We start from the raw sequence: 12,394 nt of genomic DNA, 5'->3' as shown, positions 1-12,394 counted from the left end.
CCATCATGCGGCGAGTGGATCGTCTCGATTCCCGTCACGAAAAGTTGCCTCAATTCTTCAACGCCCGAGGCGGTCCGGCATATGTATTTCGTTCGTCTCCAAGGCTGAACTGGTTGTAAATAAGGTATCCGTTGTACGCACGGGCTGTTTCTCTCGTCCATCCCATCGTCAGCATGATCACAATGGAACAGACGCTGATCGCCAGGAGGATGGAAGTCGTTCGAATGCAGGGCGGTTGAGGGTAATCTTGCAGACCGTGGGATTGCCGCAGAGCTCGGATGGAACAGATACTGTTGACCAGACCGAACGCAAATAAAAAAGACAGCGCAAAGTATTTATTGGGCTGCATCTTACCGATCGGATTGATTTCCCGATCAGTCAACAGGGAAGCAAATGGGATGTGTTGAATGTGATAGGGCATTGCCAATATCACAGCGGCAAGACCAATGATAATCGTGGAGACCAGGACTAGGGCGGCGGAGAGTGGCGATTCCCGTCTCTGCTGTCGCACCATGTGTACGACGTGAAGAGATCCGAGAAAGACGAGCAGCCCGTACAGCAGTGCAACAAGGTCGAAGAGCCAGGATCGTTCTCCCAGCATGAGCACTTGAAAGGCCTGAGGCTGGCCGTATCGGAGATGCAGGAGATATTGATATCCAATGATCGGCATCACCAGCAGCGCCCCGAATCCAATGACGAAAAAGCGATCTGCCGCCCACTGAAAATATGCCCGCTCGGAGGAATCTTTGGCCCTGACCAGTCCGACAGCATTGATGCCGGCCAAGGCGAATCCCGCCCACGTCAAATTACCGAACCAGCGATGGAGGTCGAGATGGATCATGGTCGGATTGAGGACGTTCTGCCATCCCGACTCAGCGGGAAACGGGGTGAGCATGTAGGACGCCGTAATATCGATCATGAACATGGCCGAGACGGCGCAAAGCGCCGCGCCCCAAATGAAACCCAGATGCCATCGCCGATACACTGCATGTCGAGAGGACCAATCCCACAGGTAATACCAGGCATAGGCCAGGATGGCCTCGCCCAGAAACAACATCACTTCCGCCAGAAACGGCCACATCATGATGTGAAAAATCCTGTGCCAGAACCGTGGCCAGAAAATGTTCAGACTGAATACGAAGATGACGCCGAAAAATGATACCGTACCCGTGGCCAGTACGAGCGTGAAAGCGAGAGCGCGCGCGAGTCGCTGATGCTCCGGAGCACGGGACAGGAACCAGACGGTCGCGACCGCTGCGGCGATCAGCGAGGTGCCGACAATAAACGTGGCAAACAAACTATGTGTCAGGGCGGCGGTCGCAATGGCCACCCGTCCTGCGAGCATCGGAATGAAAAGAGGTTCCTGCTCGATCACTGTCCGCCTCCTGTAGCATGTTCACCCGCACCGGCCACGGTCTCAGTTCCGTCGGTCAGAACGATTACGTGATGCACCGTGTAGGGGTGCCGCAAACTTTCTCGCATGATCCCCATCGTGAGGTACGTACCCAGCGCAAGCAAAGCGAGGGCCGCTGCAGTCCAACGAGCTTCCTTCTCTCCGATCGTATCCATCCCTGCCGAAAGGGGTGTTCCTTCCTTCAGAAGCTGCCACAGCGTTCCGAGGACGAGCAACGCGGTCCATGCCCTGCGCCATCCCGGCGCATCGGCGAAGCCGACCGTCAAAACCGCGACCGCCAAGAACGCCCAATGGAGAATTCCCGCCGCCGGCAGGCCGTGAGTGAGGCGAATCCAGAGTGCCGAACCTGCGAACAGGAGCGCCACGCAGGCTGTTTGTCCATATAACAGCGGTTGATACCGTCCCGAGAGCATCTCGCGATAGGCATCGGGAGCGGCATGCTCAATGACATATCCGTAGGCAAATCCGGTGACCGGTTGAACAAGCAGTGCGAACAGCCCAACGCACATGCCTGTGCGCGCCATGAATGCATAATAGAAGCGGTCCGTGTCGCTTGCGCACGAAAGGCGCCACGCTCCGTAGCCGGCCATGGCATACCCGGCCACCACAAGATCACCGAAGAGGCGGTGGATGATGAGCGTCACGCACGACGGGTTCATCAAACGGGTGCCGCCTTCATCCATTCGCGGAGTAAGCATGAACGAACCAATCGCATCGAGCACCCCCACCCACACCAACATGAGTGCGAATGCCGCCATTCCCATCCCCACATGTACTCTGATGCTCCAGGTTCGAATGCGATCCCAAAAATGGTAATAGGGGTAGAGCAACAGCAGTTGCAGCAGAAATGCCGCCAGTGCGATGCCGATTGGCATGCGGAATCGATTAAAGAGCCATGCATTGGTGATCGGATAGAAACCGATGAACAATTCAACCATAAGCACCGCCAGCACCAGACCGGCGGTATAGGTGACGAGCGTGAAGCGGGTCATGCTCCGAGCCAGCTCTTCGAAGTGAGGACAAAAACGGCCGATGGCTTCCGCAACCGGCGCCAGGAGCATGAATGCCACGGCCAAACTGGCAATTGCGATATGCAAGAGGCTGGCGATTCCCACCGCCGCGCTATTACCGAGTAAGGGAATCTGAACGGTTTGGATTTCCATGCGCTCACGGTCCGTCGGGGGCTGTGTTTTGAGAATCGAATGAGTTGACATAAGCGGCGAGGAGGCTGCGTTCGTCCGCAGAAAGGTATCCGCGAAACGCCGGCATCCCTTTATGCCCGTCGGTAATGACGGCATAGAGCGCATCTTGGGACTTTGTTCGAACCTCGCGTGAGTGCAAATTCTCGGGGCGCTCGAGCAAGTATCCAGCTACAGGACCGTCTCCATGTCCCTCCGAGCCATGACAATGAACGCAATTGATGGCGAACAACCGGGCGGCGATAGCGGGGTGTTCAGACGGCCCATCGGACCGCGATGAGCGGATCACCCGGCTGGATTGCGGAATACTGAGGGTGGGCGAGTGCTTTCGAGGCTGTTCCTGTGGATGATAGGACGGCTGCTCCGCCATGTCCCGAGAGCAGGATGCAACTAAACCGCCGACACTGATCATCACACCCATCCATAGAGGAACCCGCGTCATCATGCTCTCCGCAGTTCGACCGGATCGTCCAGTTCAAGGGTGCGATACACTTTCTCCTCGTCCACCTTCTGCGGCTCGACCCGAACGACGACGCCGATATATCCGTCGCCGACACGGTGATCGTACTGACCGTCACCCCGTCGGCCCGCAGGGAGACCTACAAGCAGCACTGCGAAGGTCATGACGATCGCCGTCAGCATCATCGTTTCGTACGAAATAATCGCGACGACCGGGCGGGCGACAATCGGCTTGCCTCCGGTAAAGATTGGATACAAGACGGCCGTTCCGGCAGCAAACAATATACCCATACCGATGCCGACCAATCCCGACAATAGGGTAATGAGATACACGGGGATGCCCTTCCATCGCGCGGAGCTCGCCTCGCGCAACGGCGTTCCCGTCAGCAGTTCGATCGCATCTTCGGCAAGGCCTTGCTCGCGCAATCGCGTCAGGAGGCCCGTCAAGGGCGTTGCCGGACGGTACAGCGCAAAAAGACTGTAGGGATTCACGTCAGGCACGGGATCGCCCTTCCTTTTCCTCCCAGATCGAAATCATAGGAACGAACTTTGCGGCCAGCACATATAACAACACCGCGAATGCCAGAGAGGCAGCCATGAGAATCACTTCGATGATCGAGGGCGAGTAGGCGCTCCAGTTGTACGACAACCGGGGGTGGGCAAGCGGAGGAACGAGGATCAGCATGCGCTCGGTATACATCCCGATGTTAATGAAAACGCCGACGATCATGATTCCCACCGGCCACTGCCGGAACCGTGGAATGGTCAGCGTCACTAACGGCACGACATAAATCATCATGATCATGGCCCACCACACAGGAGAGAAGCGGCCGGTCAGCATCGAGTACATGACCGATTCTTCGTCCGGGAATTTGCCGTACCATGTTGTCAGCAGCTCGGCAAAATACAAATAGGCCAACGTCAGCGTGGTGACGACGATGAGCTTCCCCAGCTTGTCGAAATGTTCCAGACGGATATAGGTCTGCAGGCCATACGCCTTGCGCACGACGAACATCGCGATGACGACCATGCCGAGTCCCGAATGAACGGCGCCGACCACGAAGTACGGCGCGATGATCGACGTATGCCATCCGGGAACGATGGACATGCCGAAATCCCACCCCACAATGGAATGAACCGATATCATGACCATGACGATCAGCGGGGTGATGATCCGGATGGCGGTCTGGAGCATTTCCCATTGTGACTGGCTGCCCCTCCAGCCGAGCGATAACAGCCCATAGATCCATTTGCGCCGGCCGCGGAACCGATCACGGGCGAGAGCAAAGTCCGGGATCAACGGCAGATAGAGATAAATGGTGCTCGCCGTCGCATAGGTGAAAATCGCCGTCGCATCCCAGAGAAGGGGAGAACGGAAATTTGGCCAGATGCCCCGTTGGTTGGGATACGGTAGCAAGTAATACCAACGCCAGACGCGGCCCAGGTGATAAAAGACGAACAGCGCGGCGATGCCGACTGAAATAATCGTCATCAATTCCGACATGCGCGTTACGGGGCGGCGCCACTCCGCTTTGGTCAAACGCAACACGCCGGAAATGAACGTGCCGGAATGGCTCACGCCGATCCAAAAGACAAAGGAGGCGATATAGGAAGCCCAGAAAATAGGCGGATGGAGGTTGGTCTGGCCGATGCCTGTTTCAACCTGAAAGGCCCATGCCCCGGCCCCCAAGGCCGCGATACAGGCCAATACGATGACCAACGCCAGATATCCCGCGCCAAAGGATTCCATCGGCGCGAGCAATTCGCAGTTGATCCTCTCGAACTCTCCTGCACCAGCATCCTGCGTCATGGTAAGCGCTTCAAATACGTCACCGAGGGCTCCACCCCCAACGATTCCAAGAGATGGAACCGTCGTTCACTGGCGGCGAGTTTCGAGACCCGACTCTCCGGATCATGCCGGTTGCCGAACACCAGGGCGGAGGTCGGGCAGGACTGGACACAAGCCGGAATGACTTCGCCGTCCTGAACCGGCCGGCCCTGCCGCGTAGCCTGTTCCTTGGCGCGCCTGATCCGCTGAACGCAGAACGTGCATTTCTCCATGATGCCGTTCATGCGGACCGTGACATCAGGATTGAGCTGTTCCTCCAGCGGAGCGTCCCATTGCGGATCAAACCAGTTGAACTGACGAGCCGTGTAAGGACAATTGTTTCCGCAATAGCGCACCCCGATACAGCGGTTGTATACCTGCGCGTTGAGCCCGTCCGGCGTATGATACGACGCGTACACCGGACAGACCGGCTCACAAGGCGCGTTGCCGCAGTGTTGGCACAGCACCGGCACGAAGCGTACGCGTGTATTCGGATATGTTCCCTCCACGTATCGTTCGATCCGGATCCAACTGATGGCGCGCCCGTCCGCACATTCCTGCTCGCTGGAATTGCGCACGTTGTTTTCTGCATGGCAAGCGACGACGCAAGCCTGGCACCCCGTGCAACGGTCCAGGTCGATTACCATTTCCCATTTATAGGTTGGAGGCCCCTCCGTGGCAGACATGTCTATCCCTCCTGTAATTGGCTAGGCGTAACCGGGCCTCCGCCGTAATCGTTCGATATGTATCAAGGACGTGCCGTCGCCCTCGCCAGGATTTTCCATTCGGACCAACCGGGCCTGCCGCCCTGTTCGTTCAATCCGCACGCGCGTCGCTCCGCTTGCAAGATGTCCTGAGCGCCGATCGAAAAGCGGAGCGAGCAGCGAGGTCGGGTTAACTCCGCGGTTCGACGCGTAGCGTCCGTAGGCTGCATGTCCCTGTCCCAGCGGCATGGCGATGGTGTCCGGACGAGCGCCGGGCGAGATCACGACAGGAGCTTCGACAGCCCCGTAAGGACTGAGCACTCTGGCGACGTCACCGTCGCTTAAGGCCAGCGTTCGCGCCGTCACGGGGTTGAGTTCGATCCAGCTGCCCCAGACCGCCGCGGTCAGCGGATCAGGCAGCTCCTGTAACCACGGCCGATTCGCTCCTTCTCCTCGGTGAAGTCCCGACGAAGGGTACGGTAGAAGATAAAACGGAAACTCCAACGGATCTCCGGCAAACGCCGCCGGCTCGCGTGACGGCGGGGCCGACAGGGTCACGGTGACGGGCGAGTCGGTTCCGGCCCACCGCCCGCCTTGTTGCAGGTGATGAATCCACTGGTCCGTCTCATGGGTTGTGTCCGCGCGTCCCTTCCATCGTTCCTGCAGATAGGCGTGAAAGGACTGCCAAGGCAATTCAGCCTGAACGCTCTCTCCCAACAGCCGAGCAAGCTCGATGATCAGATCACCGATTTGACGACTCTCGAACAGCGGCTGGACGACGGGTTGTTGAAGACCGACCGCCGGCACTCCCGTCAGGCCGGCATAGGTTCGATCTCCCCACGACTCCAGTGCCGTATGAACCGGAAGTACGAGATCGGCCATCATCGTCGTGTCGTCAGGGAACGAGGCGAAACTGACAATCTGCCGGCAGCGGCGAAGCAATGGAAGCGCATCCAACGAAGTCGGAAGAACATGGAGAAGGTCGGTCTGATGGAGAAAAAGGGCGCCTTCACGGTCAGCTAGACGGCCGAGCGCCTGCATCAATGCCTGTTCGCCGACGGCGGACGGTCCGGCGGAAAATTCGATGGGGCGGCCGAGCTGCATGCCGCCGGGACGATTGACGGACCCTAGCATGGCGTTGAGCGCGAGCGTTTCGATAATAAGATCCGTGCCGTTGGTGTGATCGCTGGATGTGCCTCCGGCGAGAATCAAGGGCGCTCGGGCCTCCAGGAGTTCGCTCGCCAAGTCCCGTATGGACGTCACCGACACATCAATGGTGTCGGCAATCTCATCGATCGTGAGGTCGCGAAGTTCGTTCAACCATTTCGCCTCATTCCTGAAGTTGCGACCAACCCGTCCGGCTTGCCAGAGCAATTTGGTGAGGGCACGCACCAGCCATACTTCGGTGCCGGGCCTGATCGGAATCCATCGGTCCGCACTCGCGCCGGTCGCGGACAAACGAGGCTCGACCTGAACGAACCGGCCGCGTATAGACTGACGTTCCTGCCGCATCGCGCCGAATCCGGCGCTGAGGGACACAGGTGAAAGCCAGTATTCGAGAAATGGAGCGCCGATCGAGAGGAGATAATCGCAATGTGCGAGGTCATAGGCGGGAAGACCATCAAACTCAAACGCCGTCCGCAGCCCTTTCCTTAATGAGATTGTGTCTTCCGGTGTATAGAAGAGGGCGGTTCCCTTGACAGTCTTCATGAAATGGTCGAGGAGGGTTGATTCACTGCCCGGCGCCGCGCGACCCACGAGCAACGAAGCAGGAGATTCACGCACGATGTCGCGGCAGGCCTCGATGGCCTCGGACCATGTCAACGGTTCGAAGCGTCCTTCGCCCCGTGGGCCCATCCGGCGAAGGGGACTCTTCAGTCGATCAGGGTTGTAGAGGGCCTGCAACGACGATTGGCCCTTCGCGCACAATTTCCCTTTGTTGAGGGGATGCGCCGGATTCCCCTCGATTTTCTTCGCTCGGCCCTCCAGTACCCTCACTATGGTCCCGCAACCAGCCTCGCATTCTTGGCAGATCGTGGCATACCAATTGGCGACACCGGGAATGATTTCATCGTCGGGAAGCAGATACGGGATGAGATTATGCGACTCCTGCTTGCAGCCCGGCAGCGCCGCAGCGGCGATCGAAAAGCCCATGAGACGAAGAACATCACGCCGACGGAATTCCATTCGGTAGCTCCACGGTGCATTTGCGTGGTCGACTCAAGGATCTGTCACTTGTGACAGGTCCAGCAATCCTGGGACACCTCCTGTTGGCGATGACAGGTCAGACACCACCCCATCTCATAGCTTGCCGCACGAGGCGTGGTGCGGATGCGATCGACCGCGCCATGGCAGTCGGCACATTCGAAACCGGCGGTCAAATGCATTTCATGCGTGAAGTAGACGAAGTCAGGAAGCCGTTGCAGCCGCACCCATGGGATTGGACGCTGCTCCTTCCAGTACGCGGCCAGCTGCCGCAATGGCTCGGACCTTGGAGCGATGCGCTGATGACAGGTCATACAGAGGTGAACCGGAGGAATTCCCGCCGTCTGGGATTCCGCGGCATGGCGATGACAATACAGACACGATACCTTGAGTTGCCCCGCATGTTGCGCATGACTGAAGGCGATCGGCTGTCGATCCTGGCTTGCCAGGTCGGTGCTGCCGGTTGAGTACAGCGTACCAAACGCTGCAGCCATCCCTGCGATCGGCAAAACGATGAAGATGACGATGGTGCGGACCCTGTTCATGTGCCCACCCGTGCATCGTTTCGGATTCGTCGTCCGCGACATCCTGAATCGTCCCGGCGCCCGATGTCGCGCGAATGGGATGTGAAACCTGTTTCATTCTTGATCGAGATCGCCGGCTGTTCAAGAAGGGAAATAAGTCATCGCATCCGCCGAGCCCTTTTCCACACAGGTTGGAAACTCCATTCCTCTTCAGACAATTCCCTGTTTTTTACTGCTTGCAACAAGAGTTCACACGCACGGACATGTTCACGGACACATTGCCGATGATTGGACGTAGACACACAGCGTCTATGAGCACAGGGGAATAGAGGATTCAGGAATGGACTAGCGGTTCTCCGATAGCCCGCTGGCTATCTTCGCCACTTCACCGGCATAGTACTCCACCACCTCGACTTCATCAGGTGTGAACTGCTTGGTGTCAGGTAAGATTTCCTTGTCGGTTTCGATCACTGGTGTTCGCTGGACGAGTCCCCGAGGACTCTGGAAGAGCTGCGTTCTGCAGGATTTTCGGTTATCAGGGTCTCAGTTTTCGTGCGAGGGAACTTGAAGGCTTCACTCTCTTTCTTATAATCACGAGGCACCGCAACTATTGCCTTGAACACTGCCTCGCTGAGTTGATCCGGCGTTGTCTCAGATTTGTGTAACCCTGCTTGAGCGCCATTCTTCACCGCAAGTTCGGTAATCATTCGGTTCGGCAGTCTAGTCAGGATGATGACAGGAACAGCAGGACGGCTAGCCACTGGCACCAACTCGATGAGTACTTCAAACCCACTTACGTCAGGAAGATCCAGTTCAAGGACTACGCAGTCAATCCGGTGTGCGTAGAAGCATTCGAGGCCGGTCTTCCCTCTGTCGGCCATGTACAGGAAATACTCGGGCACCAGACGGTCAGCATAGTACTCTCGATCCTTGAGAGTGTTGTCAATGATCAGGACAGATTTCCTATCACGGTTTCCGGTGGATGATCTTTCAACAAGAGGGAAGGACGAACTAGACGCCATGAGGTGTCCTCCTGCGTTATACGGTGGGAAAGATGCTGTAGTGTGGATCGGTGGGAGTTCTTAATCAAGGGACCGAGAATCCAAGATAGGAGCCGATTTGCCTGTCAGCTTAGGGGATTCAATAGGATTTGGATCTTCAGAAGGGTCTCTCGCCACTTCCTTCGTACCGCTCCTCACCAAATTAGACGCCAATCGCTCGCCCCTGAGCTGCTCGGCATTCAAGATTATCCACCTCACTTCGATTCAGGATTTCGCTTCCATGATCTGCGGCAGGCGAGAGTCGTTTAGCACACTTTTAGCACAATAGCCTTTTGTCGCTGCGGCTAATATCTAAGTGCTTGAGATTGTGGGAGCCGCCGACCTGGATCGAACGGGCGACCAGTCACCGGTTCGACTCTGAATCGTGCCTCACCGATTCCTAACGAAGGGGACCGGCCCCCTTGTACGATCCCCACGAAGGGGACACATCCCCTTCGAATCCCCTCAGTTCGCTGGTTCTGGATAGATTGGTTCGGCGACTGGACGGGGATGAAGTCCTGACTATTTTTTGCATGAGAGCGTAGATGTTAGGCGCGCCGTCACGAACAATTCTATTCACATCCTGGCCGAGCGCTCTCGTTGATCCAAAAAGTATACTTGTCACAATCGTCCTCTGCCGGAGGCCGCGCCGATGGAACCTGATTTGACACCGGTGGCAATGTCCGCAGATAGGCAATGATCGAGCGGAGGTCTTCCTCGTCCCAATTTGACGCAAAGTCCCAGATCATGCCCTGCCAATGGAGCATGCGACCGTCGGGAGTCACTCCGCTGCGGATCGCGCGGGCAATCTCCCGATCGCTCCACGCACCAATTCCAGTCTTGCGGTCCTGGGTGATGTTCCTCGTCCACAATGTCCCGAAGGGTTTCCAGCTAATCTTGAGCCCGCCGTAGCCTTCCGGGCGGTGGCAGAATGCGCAAGAGGCGACTGTGTAGAGAAGGCGCCCACGCTTCACTAATGCGGCGTGCTCCGGAGACGGAAGCTCGGTGAGATTGGGTGTTGGAATGCGATCCAAAAATTGTTGGGAGACCCGCTCAGGAGGCAACACGCTGAGAGCAGGAAGGAAATACACCAACCAGCCGACAAAGAAGATTGCGAGGACGGCCAAGACGACTCCTACCGTTTTCCACCGGTTCCCAGGTTCTCTCTGCCGCTTGGCACGTGTTCCAGCGAAGACGAATGCCACTATGCCAAGCAGCAAGATAAGCCATTGAGCATTGATGAGGTAGGCTTGTAACCAGCCACGTGAAGCGGCGTCTCCAGTTTGTCCGAAGTTGCCTTCAACGAAGACCAGGTAGGCAGGTGGAAACGCCGGCCATCGGGGATGCATAAGTTTCGCAGCAATAGTCTCGAGGACGCCAAAGTGCAGCGGAGGTGGAATGTGGTTCCTGACTGGTGACAGCGATTTCAGAAAACTGGCGATCGCGTTGGCATCCTCGTCGGGCAAGGCGTGAAGAAAATTCCAGGGCATGTCGAGGACATTCAGGACCCGATCCGGGGTACGGCCGTTTCTCAAGGCCTCGATGATTTGCTCGTTGGTCCATTCACCGAGTCCGGTAGTGGAATCGCCTGTGAGGTTCCGGCTGACAAGATGGCCATGTGCCCCCAGGTCGACCCGCATCCCACCGGCTAAGTAAAACTCGTCGCTCCGATAGATGCCGGTCCGGTTGATCTGGGTATGGCACAGGCCGCACATCTCGGCTCGAATCAAGTACGCCCCACGCTTGACGGGATCGGTCGAGTGTCCGGGTCCGTCGAGAGTTCCACCCGGTTCCCATGGGGCTGCCCTCGCCAGCGAAAGGACGTAGTTGACAAGATCCCATCGCTGGGCAGGCGATGTCCTTTCGGCAAATGAAGGCATCGGGCTTGGCGCCAAGCCGTTCGTAATCCTGAGCCAGATCTGCTCCGGTGTACTTCCACCGCGAAAGGTCCACGGGGCTGTCAGATCGCGGGATACCACCTCATAACCGTTGGCATCCCTGAGCCGCAGCCCCCCGCGGCCTTCCGGCCCGTGACAGGCCACGCAGGCTTGTGCCACAAAAAGCGCTTTGCCCCGTGCAATGCTGTCAGAATCGGACTTGGATCGTGCTGGAATGGAGAAGGCCGATGGGACAGACTGACCAAACACCGGCGATAGGCTCTTCACGTGATCGACGACGGCTCGTATTTCCTCTGTGGTCAACAGATCGCCCCAATAGGGCATCGCACTGGCGGTCAACCCGTTCGTAATTACACGAGTCAAATCTTCGTCGGTTGGCGGTTGGCCGGGCGGAGTGGACTTATACTTGAATTGGCCTTTGGTGAAATCGCGCGGGTGCGGAATCAGCGAAGGGGCCGCCGGCCCGTTCCCTCGACCGTCCGGCCCATGACAGACCGCGCATCGCTTGGCAAAGATGCGTTGGCCGAGAGGCGTATCGGGCGGCACGCCGGTGCCTGGAGGCCAAACAAGGTCAGCATAGTGGGCGCGATCCGGTTGCCACAATTCAACCGGATCGGCATACCCGATCCGGGCGTATAGCGAGCGGGTTACGTCTAGCAGGAAGAGGAGTCCGAACGTGATCAGGACAACTCGTTTCCGCGAAAGCAACATCCAGCTCATCAGCGGAGTGGACCTCGCAGGAACTTTGTTGCTGTTGTGATTCTAGGATAAGGGGAGTATTTGTGTCAAAAGGAGTGACAGGGAGAAAGTGTGGCGGTGCTCAAAACCCATCAGATGGTCCCGAGCATTAGCCGATTCGTGAAGCCACACGATAACGCGAGTTGTGAGACGACCCGGTGACGCGCAGCGGTATACTTGCTCGCTCGTGCTTGAGAACACCTGTGAATCTATCCTCTGACACGAGAGGAATCAGGGTATTCGACCCGGGGTTAGTCCAATGAAGTTGTTTATGACACTTCTAGTAGAAAGGTAGCATAGCAAGTCAGTTAAATACCCAGGCATTTTCCGACAGAGCTATTTCCCGATGTCATGGACCAAGTGCCTATCATGTTCTTGTCTGCTT

At 57.3% G+C, this 12,394-nt stretch carries 11 protein-coding genes; all 11 read right to left on the bottom strand.

Annotation, left to right across the window (positions count from 1 at the left end; translation table 11 throughout):
* Positions 1-49 precede the first annotated feature (49 nt).
* Complete coding sequence (locus W02_RS15265) at positions 50-1,375, bottom strand: cytochrome ubiquinol oxidase subunit I (protein WP_173049196.1); 1,326 nt, start codon at positions 1,373-1,375, stop codon at positions 50-52.
* Positions 1,372-2,577, bottom strand: a complete 1,206-nt coding sequence (locus tag W02_RS15260; RefSeq protein WP_173049194.1) for a hypothetical protein — start codon at positions 2,575-2,577, stop codon at positions 1,372-1,374. Before W02_RS15260 ends, W02_RS15265 begins: the two co-directional genes overlap by 4 nt.
* A gap of 4 nt (positions 2,578-2,581) precedes the next feature.
* Positions 2,582-3,058: a cytochrome c gene (locus tag W02_RS15255; RefSeq protein ID WP_173049192.1), complete on the bottom strand. Its 477-nt coding sequence runs from the start codon at positions 3,056-3,058 to the stop codon at positions 2,582-2,584.
* Positions 3,055-3,573 (bottom strand): quinol:electron acceptor oxidoreductase subunit ActD, encoded by a 519-nt coding sequence (locus W02_RS15250; protein ID WP_173049190.1) that lies wholly within the window; start codon positions 3,571-3,573, stop codon positions 3,055-3,057. The genes W02_RS15255 and W02_RS15250 overlap by 4 nt, the downstream gene beginning before the upstream one ends.
* Entirely contained in the window at positions 3,566-4,882 is a 1,317-nt protein-coding gene (gene nrfD, locus W02_RS15245) for an NrfD/PsrC family molybdoenzyme membrane anchor subunit (protein ID WP_173049188.1), read from the bottom strand. Before nrfD ends, W02_RS15250 begins: the two co-directional genes overlap by 8 nt.
* The gene (locus tag W02_RS15240) at positions 4,879-5,586 is read right to left on the bottom strand and encodes a 4Fe-4S dicluster domain-containing protein (protein WP_173049186.1); all 708 of its coding nucleotides are present in this window, start codon (positions 5,584-5,586) and stop codon (positions 4,879-4,881) included. Before W02_RS15240 ends, nrfD begins: the two co-directional genes overlap by 4 nt.
* A gap of 21 nt (positions 5,587-5,607) precedes the next feature.
* Entirely contained in the window at positions 5,608-7,791 is a 2,184-nt protein-coding gene (locus tag W02_RS15235; protein ID WP_173049184.1) for a molybdopterin-dependent oxidoreductase, read from the bottom strand.
* 44 nt (positions 7,792-7,835) lie between these two features.
* Entirely contained in the window at positions 7,836-8,354 is a 519-nt protein-coding gene (locus W02_RS15230) for a cytochrome c3 family protein (RefSeq protein ID WP_173049182.1), read from the bottom strand.
* Positions 8,355-8,678: 324 nt separating this feature from the next.
* The gene (locus tag W02_RS21800) at positions 8,679-8,804 is read right to left on the bottom strand and encodes a hypothetical protein (protein WP_255458516.1); all 126 of its coding nucleotides are present in this window, start codon (positions 8,802-8,804) and stop codon (positions 8,679-8,681) included.
* Entirely contained in the window at positions 8,801-9,355 is a 555-nt protein-coding gene (locus W02_RS15225; protein WP_173049180.1) for a response regulator, read from the bottom strand. Before W02_RS15225 ends, W02_RS21800 begins: the two co-directional genes overlap by 4 nt.
* Before the next feature lie 590 nt (positions 9,356-9,945).
* Positions 9,946-11,982: a cytochrome c gene (locus W02_RS15220; RefSeq protein WP_173049178.1), complete on the bottom strand. Its 2,037-nt coding sequence runs from the start codon at positions 11,980-11,982 to the stop codon at positions 9,946-9,948.
* Between the last annotated feature and the right edge of the window lie 412 nt (positions 11,983-12,394).

Origin of the sequence: Nitrospira sp. KM1 (assembly GCF_011405515.1) — a bacterium.
Classification (GTDB): Bacteria; Nitrospirota; Nitrospiria; order Nitrospirales; family Nitrospiraceae; genus Nitrospira_C.
Note: the sequence above shows the minus strand (reverse complement) of the source record. Positions and strands in the feature narration are given on the sequence as shown.

What these genes read in the sequence shown, in the direction of transcription:
- W02_RS15260 (WP_173049194.1), bottom strand. Translation starts at nt 2,577, where the DNA reads ATGGAAATCCAAACCGTTCAGATTCCCTTACTCGGTAATAGCGCGGCG.
- W02_RS15255 (WP_173049192.1), bottom strand. Translation starts at nt 3,058, where the DNA reads ATGATGACGCGGGTTCCTCTATGGATGGGTGTGATGATCAGTGTCGGC.
- nrfD (WP_173049188.1), bottom strand. Translation starts at nt 4,882, where the DNA reads ATGACGCAGGATGCTGGTGCAGGAGAGTTCGAGAGGATCAACTGCGAA.
- W02_RS15240 (WP_173049186.1), bottom strand. Translation starts at nt 5,586, where the DNA reads ATGTCTGCCACGGAGGGGCCTCCAACCTATAAATGGGAAATGGTAATC.
- W02_RS15235 (WP_173049184.1), bottom strand. Translation starts at nt 7,791, where the DNA reads ATGGAATTCCGTCGGCGTGATGTTCTTCGTCTCATGGGCTTTTCGATC.
- W02_RS15230 (WP_173049182.1), bottom strand. Translation starts at nt 8,354, where the DNA reads ATGAACAGGGTCCGCACCATCGTCATCTTCATCGTTTTGCCGATCGCA.
- W02_RS15225 (WP_173049180.1), bottom strand. Translation starts at nt 9,355, where the DNA reads ATGGCGTCTAGTTCGTCCTTCCCTCTTGTTGAAAGATCATCCACCGGA.
- W02_RS15220 (WP_173049178.1), bottom strand. Translation starts at nt 11,982, where the DNA reads ATGTTGCTTTCGCGGAAACGAGTTGTCCTGATCACGTTCGGACTCCTC.